Source organism: Leclercia sp. W6 (assembly GCF_003336345.1).
GTDB lineage: Bacteria > Pseudomonadota > Gammaproteobacteria > Enterobacterales > Enterobacteriaceae > Enterobacter.
The window spans coordinates 3177321-3195424 of the sequence record NZ_CP031104.1; the positions used below are offsets into that span (position 1 = coordinate 3177321).

General features: G+C 56.1%; 19 protein-coding genes and 1 pseudogene. 9 read left to right on the plus strand and 11 right to left on the minus strand.

Features of this window, described 5'->3' with window-relative positions:
• The first annotated feature begins 70 nt into the window (after positions 1-70).
• The gene (msrA, locus tag DVA43_RS15485) at positions 71-712 is read left to right on the plus strand and encodes a peptide-methionine (S)-S-oxide reductase MsrA (RefSeq protein ID WP_103178003.1); all 642 of its coding nucleotides are present in this window, start codon (positions 71-73) and stop codon (positions 710-712) included.
• Positions 713-900: 188 nt separating this feature from the next.
• The gene (locus tag DVA43_RS15490; protein ID WP_103178002.1) at positions 901-2238 is read left to right on the plus strand and encodes a hemolysin family protein; all 1338 of its coding nucleotides are present in this window, start codon (positions 901-903) and stop codon (positions 2236-2238) included.
• A 58-nt stretch (positions 2239-2296) separates the two neighbouring features.
• Here the strand turns inward: DVA43_RS15490 and DVA43_RS15495 are convergent, their stop codons facing one another.
• Complete coding sequence (locus DVA43_RS15495; RefSeq protein WP_032616223.1) at positions 2297-2503, minus strand: DUF1107 domain-containing protein; 207 nt, start codon at positions 2501-2503, stop codon at positions 2297-2299.
• Between the two features lie 329 nt (positions 2504-2832).
• Here DVA43_RS15495 and DVA43_RS15500 point away from each other — a divergent pair, with 329 nt between their 5' ends.
• Positions 2833-3390, plus strand: coding sequence for a YtfJ family protein (locus DVA43_RS15500; protein WP_114316069.1), 558 nt, complete (start codon positions 2833-2835; stop codon positions 3388-3390).
• On the opposite strand, the gene cysQ is transcribed toward DVA43_RS15500, so the two are convergent.
• Positions 3384-4124, minus strand: coding sequence for a 3'(2'),5'-bisphosphate nucleotidase CysQ (gene cysQ, locus DVA43_RS15505; RefSeq protein WP_114316070.1), 741 nt, complete (start codon positions 4122-4124; stop codon positions 3384-3386). The genes DVA43_RS15500 and cysQ overlap by 7 nt on opposite strands.
• Positions 4125-4315: 191 nt before the next feature.
• Here cysQ and DVA43_RS15510 point away from each other — a divergent pair, with 191 nt between their 5' ends.
• Positions 4316-6259 carry a bifunctional 2',3'-cyclic-nucleotide 2'-phosphodiesterase/3'-nucleotidase gene (locus tag DVA43_RS15510; RefSeq protein WP_114316071.1) on the plus strand — a complete coding sequence of 648 codons (1944 nt, stop codon included), beginning with the start codon at positions 4316-4318 and terminating at the stop codon, positions 6257-6259.
• A gap of 36 nt (positions 6260-6295) precedes the next feature.
• Here DVA43_RS15510 and DVA43_RS15515 read toward each other — a convergent pair whose 3' ends face one another.
• Positions 6296-6676: a helix-turn-helix domain-containing protein gene (locus DVA43_RS15515; RefSeq protein WP_168194502.1), complete on the minus strand. Its 381-nt coding sequence runs from the start codon at positions 6674-6676 to the stop codon at positions 6296-6298.
• Between the two features lie 89 nt (positions 6677-6765).
• Between DVA43_RS15515 and DVA43_RS15520 the strand changes: the two genes are divergently transcribed.
• From DVA43_RS15520 to DVA43_RS15530, 3 genes and pseudogenes are all read left to right on the plus strand, one after another.
• Positions 6766-7614 carry an SDR family oxidoreductase gene (locus tag DVA43_RS15520; RefSeq protein WP_114316072.1) on the plus strand — a complete coding sequence of 283 codons (849 nt, stop codon included), beginning with the start codon at positions 6766-6768 and terminating at the stop codon, positions 7612-7614.
• Between the two features lie 81 nt (positions 7615-7695).
• Complete coding sequence (locus DVA43_RS15525) at positions 7696-8520, plus strand: AraC family transcriptional regulator (RefSeq protein ID WP_103177996.1); 825 nt, start codon at positions 7696-7698, stop codon at positions 8518-8520.
• Between the two features lie 76 nt (positions 8521-8596).
• Positions 8597-9558, plus strand: a pseudogene (locus DVA43_RS15530) (DMT family transporter).
• 86 nt (positions 9559-9644) lie between these two features.
• Here the strand turns inward: DVA43_RS15530 and DVA43_RS15535 are convergent.
• Positions 9645-11294, minus strand: coding sequence for a methyl-accepting chemotaxis protein (locus DVA43_RS15535; protein ID WP_114316073.1), 1650 nt, complete (start codon positions 11292-11294; stop codon positions 9645-9647).
• Between the two features lie 243 nt (positions 11295-11537).
• Here DVA43_RS15535 and ytfE point away from each other — a divergent pair, with 243 nt between their 5' ends.
• Positions 11538-12200 (plus strand): iron-sulfur cluster repair protein YtfE, encoded by a 663-nt coding sequence (gene ytfE / locus DVA43_RS15540; RefSeq protein ID WP_114317153.1) that lies wholly within the window; start codon positions 11538-11540, stop codon positions 12198-12200.
• A gap of 90 nt (positions 12201-12290) precedes the next feature.
• Here the strand turns inward: ytfE and cycA are convergent, their stop codons facing one another.
• A complete protein-coding gene (gene cycA / locus DVA43_RS15545; protein ID WP_103177992.1) occupies positions 12291-13700 on the minus strand; it encodes a D-serine/D-alanine/glycine transporter in 1410 nt (469 codons plus the stop codon).
• 308 nt (positions 13701-14008) lie between these two features.
• Positions 14009-14629, minus strand: coding sequence for an FKBP-type peptidyl-prolyl cis-trans isomerase (gene fklB, locus DVA43_RS15550; RefSeq protein ID WP_168191996.1), 621 nt, complete (start codon positions 14627-14629; stop codon positions 14009-14011).
• A 231-nt stretch (positions 14630-14860) separates the two neighbouring features.
• Here fklB and DVA43_RS15555 point away from each other — a divergent pair, with 231 nt between their 5' ends.
• Positions 14861-15502, plus strand: coding sequence for an OapA family protein (locus DVA43_RS15555; protein WP_114316074.1), 642 nt, complete (start codon positions 14861-14863; stop codon positions 15500-15502).
• A 23-nt stretch (positions 15503-15525) separates the two neighbouring features.
• On the opposite strand, the gene DVA43_RS15560 is transcribed toward DVA43_RS15555, so the two are convergent.
• From DVA43_RS15560 to rpsF, 5 genes are all read right to left on the minus strand, one after another.
• Entirely contained in the window at positions 15526-16467 is a 942-nt protein-coding gene (locus DVA43_RS15560) for a DMT family transporter (protein ID WP_103823013.1), read from the minus strand.
• Between the two features lie 153 nt (positions 16468-16620).
• Positions 16621-17070, minus strand: a complete 450-nt coding sequence (gene rplI, locus DVA43_RS15565) for a 50S ribosomal protein L9 (protein WP_103177988.1) — start codon at positions 17068-17070, stop codon at positions 16621-16623.
• A 41-nt stretch (positions 17071-17111) separates the two neighbouring features.
• Positions 17112-17339 (minus strand): 30S ribosomal protein S18, encoded by a 228-nt coding sequence (gene rpsR / locus DVA43_RS15570; RefSeq protein ID WP_000135199.1) that lies wholly within the window; start codon positions 17337-17339, stop codon positions 17112-17114.
• A gap of 4 nt (positions 17340-17343) precedes the next feature.
• Positions 17344-17658, minus strand: a complete 315-nt coding sequence (gene priB, locus DVA43_RS15575) for a primosomal replication protein N (RefSeq protein ID WP_103177987.1) — start codon at positions 17656-17658, stop codon at positions 17344-17346.
• A gap of 6 nt (positions 17659-17664) precedes the next feature.
• Positions 17665-18060: a 30S ribosomal protein S6 gene (gene rpsF / locus DVA43_RS15580; RefSeq protein ID WP_103177986.1), complete on the minus strand. Its 396-nt coding sequence runs from the start codon at positions 18058-18060 to the stop codon at positions 17665-17667.
• Positions 18061-18104: the final 44 nt, after the last annotated feature.

Genomic DNA, 18104 nt, shown 5'->3' on the forward strand with positions numbered 1-18104 from the left:
CATTTATTGTGTTCAATTAAACGCGTCGTGACAACCTTAACCCAAACATCACCCACCCGGAGGCCACACCGTGAGTTTATTCGATAAAAAGCACCTGGTTGCTCAGGCGGACGCATTACCGGGACGTAACACCCCTATGCCTGTCGCGACTCTCCATGCCGTCAACGGCCACTCTATGACCAACGTCCCGGAAGGGATGGAAATTGCCCTGTTCGCGATGGGTTGTTTCTGGGGCGTGGAGCGCCTCTTCTGGCAACTGCCGGGCGTCTACAGCACCGCGGCAGGCTATACCGGGGGCTATACCCCGAACCCAACCTACCGCGAAGTCTGCTCCGGCCAGACCGGTCACGCCGAGGCGGTACGGGTAGTATATGATCCGAACGTCGTCAGCTACGAACAGCTGCTGCAGGTATTCTGGGAAAACCACGATCCTGCGCAGGGTATGCGTCAGGGCAATGACCACGGCACCCAGTACCGCTCGGCGATCTATCCACTCACGCCGGAACAGGATGCCGCCGCCCGCGACAGTCTGGCGCGCTTCCAGCAGGCGATGCATGCCGCCGGTGACGATCGCCCGGTGACGACCGAAATCACCAACGCCTTACCGTTCTATTATGCGGAAGATGACCATCAGCAGTATCTGCATAAAAATCCGTACGGCTACTGCGGTATCGGTGGCATTGGTGTCTGCCTGCCGCCGCAGCTGGCATAACAGTAAGCCGGTTTTGCCTGTTGACGAGCAAAACCGGCTCAAAATGCGATCTCTGGCGACTTTACAGCCGTTTACGCTATACTACCCCTCGAAATAACCGGCCTACCGCTTCGGACCGGTGTTCAAAATATCTACACACCTGTATGACCAACTTCCCTCCGAGGATCTGGCGAGAAGCCGGATAAGATATGTTAAACAGTATTTTAGTAATACTTTGTCTCATCGCTGTCAGTGCATTTTTCTCTATTTCAGAAATCTCTCTGGCTGCATCCCGTAAAATTAAACTTAAACTGCTCGCCGATGATGGCGATCTCAATGCCCAACGCGTCCTGAAAATGCAGGAAAACCCGGGGATGTTCTTTACCGTGGTGCAAATCGGCCTCAATGCGGTCGCCATTCTTGGCGGTATTGTGGGTGATGCTGCATTCTCGCCCGCATTCCATAGCGTTTTCTCCCGATACTTCTCCCCTGAGCTTTCCGAGCAGCTGAGCTTCATTCTCTCCTTCTCGCTGGTGACTGGCCTGTTCATTCTCTTTGCCGATTTGACCCCGAAACGCATCGGTATGATTGCGCCAGAAGCTGTGGCTTTGCGCATCATCAACCCGATGCGCTTCTGTCTCTTCGTGTTCCGCCCGCTGGTGTGGTTCTTTAACGGACTGGCCAATACCATTTTCCGTCTGTTTAAGCTGCCGATGGTGCGTAAAGATGACATCACCTCTGACGATGTCTACGCGGTATTCGAAGCCGGCGCGCTGGCGGGGGTACTGCGTAAGCAGGAGCATGAGCTGATCGAGAACGTGTTTGAATTGGAATCCCGTACCGTGCCGTCATCCATGACCGGACGTGAGAACGTGATCTGGTTCGATCTGCACGAAGATGAGCAGAGCCTGAAGAAAAAGGTGGCGGAACATCCGCACTCCAAGTTCCTGGTCTGTAATGAAGATATCGATCACATCATCGGCTATGTCGACTCCAAAGACCTGCTGAACCGCGTGCTGGCGAACCAGAGCCTGACGCTGAACAGCGGCGTGCAGATCCGCAATACCCTGATTGTCCCGGACACCCTGACGCTCTCCGAAGCGCTGGAAAGTTTCAAAACCGCCGGCGAAGACTTCGCGGTGATCATGAACGAATATGCGCTGGTGGTGGGGATCATCACCCTCAATGATGTTATGACCACCCTGATGGGCGATCTGGTGGGTCAGGGTCTGGAAGAGCAGATTGTGGCGCGCGATGAGAACTCATGGCTGGTGGACGGCGGTACGCCTATCGACGACGTGATGCGCGTGCTGGACATCGACGAGTTCCCGCAGTCGGGCAACTACGAGACCATTGGCGGCTTTATGATGTTTATGCTGCGTAAAATCCCGAAACGCACCGACTCGGTGAAGTTCTCGGGGTATAAGTTCGAGGTGGTGGATATCGACAACTACCGCATCGACCAGCTGCTGGTGACGCGCATCGACAACAAACCGACGGTGCTCGTGCCAAAAATGCCGGATGCTGAAGAGAACGCCTCGGCCTAAACCAGAAACATCAACGGCTCCCATCGGGAGCCGTTTCTTTTACTGCATAGCACGTTGGTTAAGCCATCTCAGTTTGCAGACGCATAACCTGACGGTTGACTTCGGACATCACAGAAAAGTGCTGTTTATCCTTCACTTTTGGGACAAGGATCTTGCCCTTATCAAACTCAAAAGCGCCAACGTCCTTGATATACAACCGTCCACGGAACAGGATTTTTACGTATTTAGCTACCTGAAGCGGATTGTAGCGTTGAAAAATTTTCATTCTATTATCTCCTGCGAATCATACGCTCTTGCGGCACCACAATCGGGCCGACCCTCTGGAGCGCAAATTTTGTTGCCCAATGACTATAGACGAGAAAAATGGTGATACCCAGTCTGCATAAGTTTATTTACCTTTTGATGACAAATAATCAGAATATTCTTTGCAATCGTAACTTTCGGGCAGTATAAGCCATCGTTTTTGTGCAGATATGTGCGTTCCCCCTCACTCTGGCACCGGGATTGCGGGTAAAGCGCCGCGATCGCACTTATGATTAAAACATCAGACCAAGTGGTCGGATCACCTGCTAATAAAACAAAAAGGAAAACACCATGACCATACGTAACATCCTGGCAACTGCCTGCCTGATGCTGCCACTGATGGCTTCCGCACATAATTTTGAGAAGGGACAACGTGTGCCACCGGTGGGCATTGCCGACCGGGGAGAATTGATCCTCGACAATAATGAGTTTAGCTACAAAACCTGGAATAGCGCGCAGCTTCCTGGCAAAGTGCGAGTGGTGCTACATATTGCCGGTCGCACCTCGGCAAAAGAGAAAAACGCAACCCTGATTGAAGCGATCAAGTCGGCACATTTACCAAAAGATACTTATCAGACCACTACCATAGTGAATACCGATGATGCGATACCGGGTTCCGGCATGTTCGTGCGCAGCAGCCTGGAGAGTAATAAAAAGCTCTACCCATGGTCACAGTTCATCGTCGACAGCAACGGCGCAGCCCGCGGCGCCTGGCAGCTGGAAGAAGAGAGCTCAGCCGTCGTCGTGCTGGACAAGCAAGGTAAAGTGCAGTGGGCGAAAGACGGCGCGCTGACCCAGGAGGAGGTGCAGCAGGTGGTCGCCCTGCTGCATAAGTTGGTCGGTCAGTAAAGCGAGACCCGGAAGCCTGGATTAAGGAAGGATTCCCGCGGGGTATAGTCGAGCGGCTTGCCCTGCCAGTCGTGAACATGGGCGCCCGCGGCGGCGGCAACGGCATGGCCTGCCGCCGTATCCCAGACGTTGGTTGGCCCAAAGCGGGGATAGAGCTGCGCCTGCCCTTCTGCCACCAGGCAGAACTTCAGCGATGACCCGATCGACGTTGTCTGATGCTCACCCAGCTGATGCAGATACTCCTCAAGTTCGTTATCCGAGTGGGAGCGGCTGATCACCACCAGCGGTGGTCGGGCGTCACGCACCTGGATCGGGTTGCGCACCCCGCACTCCTCTTTCCACGCTTTGCCGTCGGCGGCGCTGTACATTACCTTCAGCACCGGGGCGTAGACCACTCCCAGCACCGCTTTGCCTTTATCAATCAGGGCAATATTCACCGTGAATTCACCGTTACGCTTGAGGAACTCTTTGGTGCCGTCCAGGGGATCAACCAGCCAGTAACGCTGCCAGTGCTGACGCTCCTCCCAGGGCTGGGGATCTTCTTCGGAAAGCACAGGGATATCGGGCGTTAACGCCTGCAAGCCTTTCAGGATCACCCCATGCGCCGCGAGATCGGCTGCCGTCACCGGGGAGTCGTCGATTTTACGGATCGTGTCCATTGGGATCTTGCCATCGTAGACCTGCATAATGGCCTCGCCCGCTTCCCGTGCGAGCTGACAAATTTTATCTAACATTCTCCACCTCTTTGTTATCACAGTGGGTATAACTCTTTGTTTTATTTATATCGCATTGTGAATAAATCCGCTATCTGTGAAGCAATTCCGGTTTCATGGCCCTTTTTTCTGGCAGGATTCACAATTCTGTAAGCAAAAAAATATAGATACATATTCTTTTGTGGCCTGGATCGAATAAAAGGACTCCTCTGATGATTAAGTTTAGCGCAACGCTCCTGGCGACGCTGATTGCGGCGAGCGTACAGGCAGCGACGGTTGATCTCCGCATTCTGGAAACCACCGACCTGCACAGCAATATGATGGACTTCGACTACTACAAAGACGCCCCGACGGAAAAATTTGGTCTGGTGCGTACCGCAAGCCTGATTAACGCAGCCCGTAGCGAAGTGAAAAACAGCGTCCTGGTCGATAACGGCGACTTAATTCAGGGTAGCCCGCTTGGGGATTACATGGCGGCGAAAGGTCTGAAAAAGGGCGATGTGCATCCGGTCTACAAGGCGTTGAACACCCTGGATTACGCGGTGGGCAACCTGGGTAACCATGAGTTTAACTACGGGCTGGATTATCTGCACATGGCGCTTTCAGGGGCCAAATTCCCGTACGTTAACGCCAATATCATCGACGTTAAGACCCAGAAGCCGCTGTTTACCCCTTATCTGATCAAAGAGACCACCGTGGTCGATCAGGACGGGAAACCGCAGACCCTGAAGATCGGCTATATCGGCTTTGTCCCGCCGCAGATCATGACCTGGGATAAGGCCAACCTGAGCGGCAAAGTGACGGTCAATGACATTACCGAAACCGCCCGCAAGTATGTGCCGGAGATGCGCGAGAAAGGCGCCGATCTGGTGGTGGTGGTAGCCCACTCCGGTCTCTCTGCCGATCCATACCAGGCGATGGCGGAAAACTCGGTCTACTACCTCAGCGAAGTCAAAGGGGTGGATGCCATTCTCTTCGGCCACGCCCATGCGGTCTTCCCGGGCAAAGATTTCGCCAGCATTAAAGGGGCGGACATTGCCAAAGGCACCCTGAACGGCGTGCCCGCGGTGATGCCGGGCATGTGGGGGGATCACCTTGGGGTGGTCGATCTGGTGCTGAATAATGACGGCGGCAAATGGCAGGTCACCCAGTCGAAGGCCGAAGCCCGACCGATTTACGATCTGGCCGCCAAAAAAGCGCTGGTGGGCGAGGATAAAAAGATTGTCGAGGTACTGAAGCACGATCACGACGCCACCCGCGAGTTTGTCAGCAAACCCATCGGCAAATCTGCCGACAACATGTACAGCTATCTGGCGCTGGTGCAGGACGATCCTACCGTGCAGGTGGTGAACATGGCGCAGAAAGCCTACGTGGAGCGCTATATTCAGGGCGATCCGGATCTGGCGAAACTGCCGGTCCTCTCCGCTGCGGCGCCGTTTAAAGTGGGTGGACGCAAGAACGATCCGGCCAGCTATGTTGAAGTCGAAAAAGGCCAGCTGACCTTCCGTAACGCCGCCGATCTCTATCTTTATCCCAATACTCTGGTGGTGGTCAAAGCCACGGGCCAGGAGGTGAAAGAGTGGCTGGAGTGTTCCGCGGGCCAGTTCAACCAGATCGATGTGAACAGCACTAAACCACAGGCGCTGCTCAACTGGGACGGTTTCCGCACCTATAACTTCGATGTGATCGACGGGGTGGAGTACCAGATTGATGTCTCCCAGCCGGCGAAATATGATGGCGAGTGCCAGGTGGTGAATGCCCAGGCCGAACGCATTAAAAACCTGACCTTTAACGGCAAGCCAATTGATCCGAAAGCGACCTTCCTGGTGGCGACCAACAACTACCGCGCCTACGGCGGTAAGTTTGCCGGGACCGGCGACAGCCATATCGCCTTCGCTTCACCGGATGAGAACCGTTCGGTGTTGGCAACGTGGATTGGCGAGCAGTCGAAAAAGAGCGGCGAAATCCATCCGGCAGCGGATAACAACTGGCGTCTGGCCCCTGTTCACAGCGATGTGAAGCTGGATATCCGCTTTGAGACCGCACCAACGGAAAAAGCGGCGGCGTTTATCAAAGAGAAAGCGCAGTACCCGATGCAGCAGGTCGCGACCGATGAGATTGGGTTCGCGATTTATCAGGTCGATCTAAGTAAGTAGCCGTTGTTTTGCCCGGCGGCGCTGCGCTTGCCGGGCCTACAAAACCCGTTCATCCCGGTTACTCATCACCTGGGGCAAATTCAGCTCGATCCAGTCGGCCAGCGCCGCCACCTTCTCACTCACCTCTTCCCCCAATGGGGTCAGGCTGTACTCCACGTGCGGGGGTACTACCGGATACGACACTCGATTGACAAAGCCATCCTGCTCCAGCGCCTGTAGCGACTGGGCCAGCATCTTCTCGCTCACCCCGCCCATCTTGCGCCGCAGATCGCTAAAGCGATGTGTTCCCTGACGTAACGCCACCAGGATCAGCACGCCCCAGCGGCTGGTCACATGCTTGAGTACATCCCGGGAGGGACACTGCTCGGCAAAGAGATTGCCGTCGCGCATTTGCTCGCTGAGGGTTGGGTTTGCCATGAGATACTTACCTTTTTGTACGTACTTACTAAAAGTTAGTTTGAGTGATAGTGTGCCACAACATTCACCCGATACGAAGGATATTCATCATGATCGCGATTACCGGCGCTACCGGCCAGCTTGGCCAACTTGTTATTGAACAGCTGCTGAAAACCGTTCCGGCCAGCCAGCTGGTCGCCATTGTACGTCACCCGGCAAAGGCTGAGGCGCTGAGCCAGCAGGGCGTGACCGTGCGTCAGGCCGATTATACCGACCAGGCTGCCTTCACCGCTGCACTCGCGGGCGTGGATAAACTGCTGCTGATCTCTTCCAGCGAAGTGGGCCAGCGCGCACCGCAGCACCAGAACGTCATTAATGCGGCGAAGGCGGCGGGCGTGAAATTTATCGCCTACACCAGCCTGCTGCATGCCGACACCTCCCCGCTGGGCCTGCATGTGGAGCACATCGCCACCGAAAAAGCGCTGGCCGAATCGGGCATTCCTTACGCCCTGCTGCGTAACGGCTGGTACACCGAAAACTACCTTGCCAGCGCCCCGCCTGCGCTGGAACACGGCGTGTTTATTGGTGCGGCGGGTGAAGGCAAAATCGCCTCCGCCACCCGCGCCGACTATGCCGCCGCTGCGGCCCGCGTTATCAGCGAAGAGGGTCATGCCGGTAAAGTTTATGAGCTGGCAGGCGACCAGGCGTGGACGTTAAGCGAGCTTGCTGCCGAGCTGAGTCGCCAGAGCGGTAAAAACGTGGTCTATCAGAACCTGAGCGAAGCCGATTTTGCCGCCGCGCTGAAGGGGGTGGGTCTGCCGGCGGGTCTGGCGGAGATGCTGGCCGACTCCGATGTTGGTGCCTCGAAAGGCGGTCTGTTTGATGACAGCCGCACCCTGAGCGCCCTGCTGGGCCGCCCGGCCACCACGCTTGCGGAGAGCGTGAAGCACATCCTGTAATTGTTAAAACATGGTTAATTAGTGTGGCATCCCTGCGGGTCATCTCTGATAATGACATTCTGACCCGCGAGGAGGCTCACCGTGCAAGGCGTACCTGAACAGTTTTTCGATGAGAGAGACAGCGCGCGCTTTCGCCATCTGGCGCAGGTGCCGGGCGTGGAGCTGTATCACGCCCATATCTCCCGCTACGCCTTTGAACCCCACACCCACGAGGCCTTCGGCATCGGTGCCATAGAGGCCGGTGCCGAGCGCTTCCGCTATCGCGGCACGCAGTACGTCGCCCCCGTTCACTCCGTCGTCACCATGAATCCCGACGAGCTGCATACCGGCGAGGCCGAAACCGCTGACGGCTGGCGCTACCGGATGATCTATCTCGAACCGGATCTGCTGGAGGAGGTGACAGGCATTCGCCACTGGTGGTTCAGCGACGTCACCCGCCACGATCCCCGCCGTTCGCAGCAGATCTGTCAGTTGATCTACGGTCTGTGGCACACCGACGATCCGCTGGCGCAAAAGGGCCTGCTGCTGGATCTGATTGATACCTTCCAGCCGCTGGCGCGCCATGCGCCGGTCGCAAAAGAAGGGGCGCATCGCTTCGAGCGCGTACGCGACTATCTGCATGACAACTACATGCACTCCCTGACCCTCGATGAGCTGGCGCAGGTGGTGTCGCTCAGCCCGTACCATTTCCAGCGCCAGTTCAAAGCCCATTTTCACGTCACACCGCATCAGATGCTGATGGCGATCCGCCTGTGGCGCGCCAAAGCCTTTCTCACCCAGGGGCTCCCGGCGGCAGAGGTGGCCGCCGCGACGGGCCTGACCGATCAGTCGCACCTGACCCGGGCGTTTACCCGTCGCTATGGCATTACGCCGGTGCGCTACCAGAAACAGGTAACGCAGCGCTAATGCGCAATCTCATACAATACCGCCCTCTGTTGCCTTTCTACACTGCCAGCAGGTTCAGAGCAGAGGAAGGAAAAAAATGATTAGCGGCGTGTTGTATGCCCTGCTTGCAGGGTTAATGTGGGGACTGATTTTTGTCGGGCCGCTGATCGTCCCGGAATACCCGGCGGCGCTACAGTCGATGGGGCGCTATCTGGCGCTGGGGCTGATCGCCCTGCCGATCGCCTGGCTCGGCCGGGCGCGGTTACGCCAGCTGAAAGGCCGGGACTGGCTTACCGCCCTGTCGCTGACGATGATGGGCAACCTGATCTATTACGTCTGCCTGGCAAGCGCGATCCAGCGTACCGGGGCCCGGTGTCGACCATGATCATCGGCACGCTGCCGGTGGTGATCCCGGTGTTCGCCAACCTGCTCTACAGCCAGCGCGATGGTAAGCTGGCGTGGTCGAAGATGCTCCCGGGCTGTTTGCCATTGCGCTGGGGCTGGTGTGCGTGAATATCGCCGAGCTGCGTCACGGCGTGGCCGGAGGCAGTGGCTGGCGCTATGTTTCGGGATCCTGCTGGCGTCGGTGTCGGTGGTCTGCTGGGCATGGTACGCCCTGCGTAACGCCCGCTGGCTGCGGGAAAACCCGACAAACATCCGATGATGTGGGCTACCGCCCAGGCGCTGGTGACGCTGCCGGTCTCGTTACTGGGCTACCTTGCCGCCTGCGTATGGCTGAATGTGCAGCAGCCGGACTTTGCCCTGCCGCTGGGGCCACGCCCGTGGGTCTTTCTCGGTCTGATGCTGGCGATTGCCATCTGCTGCTCGTGGGTGGGCGCCCTGTGCTGGAACGTCGCCAGCCAGAAATTACCGACGGTGATCTTAGGGCCGCTGATTGTCTTCGAAACCCTGGCCGGTCTGTTCTATACTTTCCTGATGCGCCAGAGTCTGCCGCCGCTGTTAACCAGCACGGGAATTGTGTTGCTGGTGGTGGGGGTGGTGATTGCGGTAAAAGCAAAGCCGGAAAAAATTTCGGTCGTTCCGGCTTCAGAGCTGTAATTATTGCCCGGCGGCGCTGCGCTTGCCGGGCCTACAAAGTCATACGTTTCGTAGGCCGGGTAAGCGTTAGCGCCACCCGGCGTCTGTCAGAAGGTTTCCCAGTTGGCGTCGGTCGTCGCCTGTACCGGTTTGGCTTTTGCAGCATAGGTTTTCACCGGCGCAGCCTTAGCCACCGGACCCTTCGCAATCTTAAATACCGCCACCGCCTCGTTCAGGCGTGCCGCCTGCTCTTCCAGCGCTGCCGCTGCCGCCGCAGACTCCTCCACCAGCGAGGCGTTCTGTTGGGTCACGCGATCCATCTCGGCCACCGCCTGGCCGACCTGATCGATACCCCGGCTTTGCTCATCAGAGGCGGACGCAATTTCGCCCATGATGTCGGTGACGCGGGTTACGGCGCTGACGATCTCCGCCATCGTCTCCCCGGCCTCATTCACCAGCGCGGAACCGGCACTGACCCGGGCACCCGAGTCGTCAATCAGCCCTTTGATCTCCTTCGCCGCCTGGGCGCTGCGCTGGGCCAGGGTGCGAACTTCTCCTGCCACCACCGCAAATCCGCGTCCCTGCTCCCCGGCACGCGCCGCTTCTACCGCCGCGTTCAGCGCCAGGATGTTGGTCTGGAAGGCGATACCGTCAATCACGTTGGTGATCTGGGCGATTTTGCTGGAACTGTTGGCGATCTCATCCATGGTGCGCACCACCCCTTCCACCACGTTTCCGCCTTTTTTGGCGGTGCTTGAGGCATCCAGCGCCAGACGTGACGCCTGACGGGCGTTATCGGCGTTCTGCTTCACGGTGGCGGTCAGCTGTTCCATGCTGGCCGCGGTCTTCTCCAGCGAGGCCGCCTGCTGCTCGGTACGGGAAGATAGATCGTTGCTGCCTGCGGAGATTTCGCCCGCGCCGGTGTAGATGGTGTCGGAGCCTTCGCGCACCACACCTACGGTGTTCGCCAGCGCCTTCTGCATCTCGTGAACGTTATAGGCCAGCATCGCCATTTCGTTTTTGCCCTGAACGTCAACAGGCTGTGTCAGGTCACCCGCGGCGATAGCGCGAATATGATCGATGACCTCCTGCAGCGGCAGCAGCAGCACACGGCGCATGGCGATCCAACTGGAGACAATCACGGCGATCACCAGAAGCATCATCCCGGAAAGGATCCACAGGATGCGTTTGTAGTCGCTTTCGTTATCTTCGATGCCTTTATCGGTAAGGGCTGCCTGAGCCTGGCGCCATTCACGATAGACTTTCTGCATTGCGGTCTGCTTCTGCTCGGCGTTCTGCTTAAACATATCTTCGAGGTTGCCCTGGGAGAGCAGAAGGTTCATCTGGGTCAGGGTGGCCGAGTAGATGCGGTACTGCTCTTCCAGCTGGCTGGAGAGTTTTTCATCCAGGCCCGGCGTTTCCGGCAGCGCGTAGTATTTGTCGTAATGGGACTGGGCGTCTGCCAGCAGATTTTTTGCCGTGTTGACCAGCTCGTTCAGCTGCCCGCCGTTGATCTGCGAAGCCATGCTGCTTTGCAGGCGCAGCATGCCGCGGTTCAGGGTGACGCGCGCCTGGTTAAGGCTGATCCAGGCGTCGGTGAACTCGGCCACATTCTGGCTGGAGACCTGGGAAACGGTGAAGTTCTCTTTGTCGTTATTAAGCGCGTTGATGAAAATGCCGGCGGAGATCAGTTGCATGATCCCGAGCGCCAGCAGCACCGAAATCAGAAGGGTTATCACTTTTATACGTTTAAACATGCGTTGCCTTTTTTATATGCAGGTATTGTCTGACCTGTATCTATCGGCAGGCGCAGCGGGTTGTTTACCGTCTCTGTGCCTTTAAAAAGTTTCTAAACCCGTTTTTTAAATCCATTCATAGAGTTAAATCGGCATTTTTTTGTGATCTATATCGCTTTTTTACCCCTGCCTATAAAGGGTTATAGCTTCGCCTAAAAGATGCATTTAAAATACATCTTATCAAATAACGATGAGGTAACGACCATGGCCTTCCGCGACCAACCTTTAGGCGAGCTGGCGCTCTCCATCCCACGCGCTTCCGCGCTGTTTCGTAAATACGATATGGATTACTGCTGCGGCGGTAAGCAAACCCTGGCGCGTGCCGCGTCGCGTAAAGAGCTGGATCTGGACCTCATCGAAGCAGAACTGGCGAAGCTGGCCGAGCAGCCGCTGGAAAAAGACTGGCGCAGCGTGGCGCTGGCCGAAATCATCGATCACATCATCGTGCGCTTTCACGATCGCCACCGCGAACAGCTGCCGGAGCTGATCCTGCAGGCCACCAAAGTTGAGCGCGTTCATGCCGAAAAAGCCTCTGTACCGCGCGGCCTGGCGAAGAACCTGACCCTGCTGCACGAAGAGCTCTCCAGCCACATGATGAAAGAGGAGCAGATCCTGTTCCCGATGATCAAACAGGGAATGGGCAGCCAGGCGATGGGGCCGATCAGCGTGATGGAAAGCGAGCACGACGACGCCGGTGAACTGGTTGAGGTGATCAAGCACATCACCCATAACGTGACCCCACCTGCGGATGCCTGCACCACCTGGCGCGCGATGTACAATGGCATTAACGAGATGATCGACGATCTGATGGAGCACATCAGTCTGGAGAATAACGTCCTGTTCCCCCGGGCGTTGGCCTGGGAATAAAAAAGCCCGGTAGCGTTAGCGCTTACCGGACTTACAAGAGCAAAGAACCGTAGGCCGGGTAAGGCGCAGCCGCCACCCGGCACAACACAATTAACGCATGCCAGCCATACGTTTCTTACCGATAAACAGCCAGCCCAGCCCCAGCGCGATAAACCACAGCGGCGTGACCATCAGCGCCTGACGGGTATCCTCTTCCAGCGTCAGCAGTACCAGCACAAACACGAAGAACGCCATGCAGACCCAGCACATCAGCTTGCCCCACGGCATCTTATAGATGGATTTTTCATGCAGGTGCGGACGCTGTTTGCGGTACACCAGGTACGAGCAGAGGATGATGGTCCAGACGAACATGAACAGGATCGCCGAAACCGTGGTGATCATGGTGAACGCGCCAATCACGCTTGGGTTCACATAGAGCATCACCACGCCGCCCAGCAGGCAGATACAGGAGAAGGTCAGCCCTTTCGCCGGTACCGCACGTTTAGAGAGCTTGGCGAACGCGCTCGGGGCAACGCCTTCCTGCGCCAGACCAAACAGCATACGGCTGGTGGAGAAGACGCCGCTGTTAGCCGAAGAGGCCGCGGAGGTCAGCACCACGAAGTTAATCAGGCTTGCCGCCGCCGGTAAACCGACCAGCACAAACAGCTCAACGAACGGGCTCTTGCTGGGTACCACGGAGCTCCACGGCGTCACCGACATAATGACGATCAGCGCGAAGACGTAGAACATGATGATACGCACGGGAATGGAGTTAATCGCCCGCGGCAGAGACTTCTCAGGATCTTTGGTTTCTGCGGCAGTGGTTCCCACCAGCTCAATCCCCACAAAGGCGAAGACCGCAATCTGGAAGCCGGCAAAGAATCCGCTCAGCCCTTTCGGGAACCAGCCCCCGTCATTCCATAGATGGGTGAACGAGGCCTGTACGCCGCTCGGGGAAGTAAAGTGGGTCATGATCATCACCAGGCCAACCACAATCAGGCCAACAATGGCGACGATTTTGATCATCGCGAACCAGAACTCCATCTCACCGAACATTTTTACGGTGGCGAGGTTAAGGCTCAGCAGCAGGATAATCACCGCCAGCGAGGCCACCCAGTCCGACAGGCCCGGGAACCAGAACTGCGCGTAAGCCGTAATGGCGACGACGTCGGCCATCCCGGTCACTACCCAGCAGAACCAGTAGGTCCAGCCGGTGAAGTAGCCCGCCCACGGCCCGAGAAGGTCGGAGGCAAAGTCGCTAAAGGATTTGTATTCGAGATTCGAGAGCAGCAACTCGCCCATTGCCCGCATCACGAAAAAGAGCATAAAGCCGATGATCATATAGACAAAAATGATCGACGGCCCGGCAAGACTGATGGTTTTGCCTGACCCCATAAACAGCCCGGTACCGATAGCGCCGCCGATGGCGATAAGCTGAATATGACGGTTTGTGAGATTTCGCCGTAGCGATTGTTCAGACGGTGCCTCTTCGTCGGCAACGACTTTTACCTGATCTACCATGTGATGTTTTCCTGTTGTTACTGCCTGTGTTGTTTAGGCTCTTCTGGCCCTTTATTACGTCGAAAAGCGATGCCCCGGTTAAGGACTCATCGATATTAGGTAAGAATCGGCGGGATGAATACTTTGATTTAAATATTATGTTAACAATATGTTGAAACTGAGTGACATATCACTTAAGCCACGCAAAACAGCTCACAAAAATACACTTACTGTGACCTTTTGCAAGATAATCTGTTGATTGGGGCGTAACTATAGGTTTTTTAACTAATTTCCCCTCCCCTGCCGGGGAGAGGAAGAAGGGAAGTCGCTTACAGGATTTCCAGCAGCTCAACTTCAAAGACCAAGGTGCTGAATGGCGGAATAGAGGCGCCAGCGCCACGCTCGCCGTAGGCCAGGTTCTGTGGGATAGTCAGTTCCCATTTAGAACCGACCGGCATCAGGGTCAGGGCTTCGATCCAACCAGGGATCACGCCGTTTACCGGGAATTCTGCCGGTTCGCCGCGGGCAACAGAGCTGTCGAACACGGTGCCGTCAATCAGTTTACCGGTGTAGTGCACGCGAACGTGGTCGGTACGCGCCGGGATTGGACCTTCGCCCTGGGTGATAACGCGGAACTGCAGACCGGTTTCGGTGCTGTTCACGCCTTCGCGCTCACGGTTCTCTTCAAGGAATTTCTCGCCTGCCGCAGCCATCTCTTCGAAACGGGCACGACGCACAGCGTCTGCACGTTCGTGGATTTCACGCAGCGCGCGGTGAACCACATCTACCGGAACCGCTGGCTGTTTACCTTCCAGCGCATCGGCGATACCCGCCACCAGCGCTTCAGGTAACAGACCCTGCAGACCTGATTCGCTCAGCTGCTGTCCTACCTGCAAACCAATGCCGTAGCTTGCCTGCGCTTCGATTGTGTCAAAAGTCGGGGTGGTCATGGGATTTCCTTCCATCACATTTAAAGTAGCGGGCAGCATAACAGCCACCTTCCATCCGGTAAAACTTTGTCTTATGGAAAGATGACAAATTACGACGAAACGGAAACAATAGAGGCTATCTGGATTTTTCCCGAATGCGTGTCACGGAAGCTGGCTTTGTTACGCTCATCAGGCAGTTAGCAAACTATACTTCTCGGGACAGGAAAAAAGACGCGGAGCAGGAGGAGAGCCATGCCCGGGCCATTTGAACTAAAACCTACCCTGACGAAAATCTGGCATGCGCCAGATAACTTTCGCATCATGGACCCGCTGCCGCCGCTGCACCGCAGAGGCATAATTATCGGTGCGCTGATGGTGATTGTCGGTTTTCTGCTGCCAGGCGGCGCGGACGACAGCGCCACAGCGCCCGTGCGTCGTGATGCCGAACTGGATTTCCGTTCGCAGACGCAGCCGCAGCCAGATTCACAGCCGATGCAAACGCAGCTGGTGTCACCCTCTAACGATCCCGGCCAGGTCGCGCCTGTTGAGCCGGAGCCGATTCAGGAAGAGCAGCCCCAGGAGCAGGCCGCCGCGCCGGTACAATCCCAGCAATCCCCTCCCGGTATAGAACAGCAGTGGCGTTCCTACCGTGTAGAGTCGGGCAAAACGATGGCGCAGCTGTTCCGCGATCACAACCTGCCGCCGACCGACGTCTATGCCATGGCGCAGGTTGAGGGACCAGGCAAGCCGTTAAGCAATCTGCAAAACGGCCAGATGGTGCAGATCCGCCAGAATGCGAGCGGCGTGGTGACAGGGCTGACCATTGACAGCGGCAACGGCCAGCAGGTGCTGTTTACCCGTCAGTCTGACGGCAGCTTCATCCGCGCCAGATAGCGGTTCGCCCGGTGGCGTAACGCTTACCGGGCCTGCTTTTCACTGACTTTGTTAACCCACCAGATCCCCGAGCAGACCAGCACCAGCGCCACAACGTATTTGATCTCCAGAATATTTTCGCCGAGGAAAATGGCCGAGAGAACGGTTCCGGCCACCGGTACTAAGAAGTTGAACGGGGCGATCATGCTGACGCGGTTATATTTCAGCAGCAAACTCCACAGTGCAAACGCCACCGAGGAGAGCAGAGTCAGGTAGCCCAGGATGGCCGCCGCTTTGACGCTGGGAACGGCCAGCGTTCCGCCGGTGATATAGCCTCCCACCACCAGCATCACCCCACCTATCGCCAGCTGCCAGCCGGTCATCACCATCGGATCCACCGTCTGAGAGATGCGTTTACCGTACAGCGTGGCGGCAGAGAGGATAAACGCCGCCAGCACCACAAAACCATCCCCGTTCCAGACGAAGTGGAAGTCCTGCAAGCCGCTGTTAAAGTTCACGATCATCACCCCGGCAAACCCGAGGATACAACCGAGGGCTTTGTTGTAGCTGATCTTGTCGTTCTGGTAGATAAAGTGCGCCAGCATAACGCTGAAGAAGGTGGCGGTCGCGTTCATGATCGACCCTTTGGCACCCGTTGTGTATGCCAGACCGATATAAAAGAACGTGTACTGGATCGTGGTCTGCGTCAGGCCCAGTATCGTCAGTTGCCCGAACTGGCGCGGGCTGAGCCGACCAATCGGCTTGCGCTGAGCCAAAGCGAGCAGCAGCAATAGCAGGCCAGCAAAAACAAAGCGATACCCCGCAAAGACCACTTTTGATGGAATGTCGTTGGTGGCGATATGAAAGAGTTCGTAGCCACTCTTGATCGCGGGATAGGAGCTACCCCATAGCAGACAGCACAGCGTAGCACTGGCGAACACAATGTTTTTACGGGAGAAAAGCGGTGCGGGCAGAGCGGTATCCATGACAAATCCCAAAGATAAAATAGTGTTTCATTTTATTATCAGGGAATGCGCAAGGAATAGCCACCATACAAGTCACAAAGAAGGGAACAGGACGCGTTAAAAAGCAAAACGCCGGCACAAGGCCGGCGCTTCGACGTGGTGAAGAGTAATTACTTACTCAGCAACAACGTTAACAACCAGTTTCGCGAAGACTTCGCTGTGAACCTGGAAGTCCACTTCGTGCTCACCGGTGGTACGCAGAACGCCGTTCGGCAGACGAACTTCGCTCTTAGCAACGTCAACGCCAGCTGCAGTTACAGCGTCAGCGATGTCGCGGGTACCGATGGAACCGAACAGTTTACCTTCGTCGCCAGATTTAGACGCGATGGTAACGGTGCCCAGTGCGTTGATTTTCTCAGCGCGAGCGTTAGCAGCCGCCAGAACGTCAGCCAGTTTGGCTTCCAGTTCAGCACGACGTGCTTCGAAAAACTCTACGTTTTTCTTGGTAGCAGGAACAGCTTTACCCTGTGGAACCAAGAAGTTACGAGCGTAGCCCGCTTTAACGTTTACCTGATCACCCAGGCTGCCCAGGTTTGCTACTTTATCAAGCAGAATAACTTGCATTACCTTATCCTCTTAAAGTCGTATTAATGGACCGTGCCCGATTACTGATGACGATCAGTGTACGGCAGCAGAGACAGGTAGCGAGCGCGTTTGATAGCGCGAGCCAGCTGACGCTGGTATTTTGCACGAGTACCGGTGATACGGCTTGGGACAATCTTACCGCTTTCGGTGATGTAGTTTTTCAGCGTTGCGATATCTTTATAGTCGATCTCTTGAACGCCTTCCGCGGTGAAACGGCAGAACTTGCGACGACGGAAATAACGTGCCATTTGGCTAGTCTCCAGAATCTATCAAATCAATCTGCTCGGCATGCAGAACAAGTTTGCTCAGGCCGTTCTTTGCCTTGTGGCAAGAGATGAACCCCTGAACCGTTACTGCGCTACCGACCGTTATACTGTGAGTAATGGCCTGGTTTTCGTGACCGCTAATAATAACGGGCATTTGGCACCACGCCTGCCGGTTAAACCCGGCTTCCTCCTGCACTGAACGATGCTCAAGCACGAACTGGCAGTGAGGAATTCCTGATGGGCTGACCTTGCGAAGTGGGGTCCTGCACACGGTACCGGACAACACCAGACGGTTGGTCATCAGAAATTACTCTTCAGAATCCCCAGCATCAGAATCATCTGCGGTTTCGTTTGCGAAATCATCGCGACGCTCACGGCGCTCGTCTTTCGCTTTAACCATCGGAGATGCTTCGGTCACTGCGTTTTTGGTACGCATAACCATGCTGCGGATAACGGCATCGTTGAAGCGGAAGTTAGTTTCCAGCTCATCGATCGCTTCCTGCGGAGCTTCAACGTTCATCAGAACGTAGTGAGCTTTGTGCAGTTTGTTGATCGGATAAGCCAGCTGACGACGGCCCCAGTCTTCCAGACGGTGGATCGTGCCTTCTGCTGCAGTGATTGCACCAGTGTAGCGCTCGATCATACCCGGAACCTGTTCGCTCTGGTCAGGATGGACCATAAAAACGATTTCGTAATGACGCATCGAATTGCTCCTTACGGATTATTCAGCCTCCTGTCTGGGTCAGC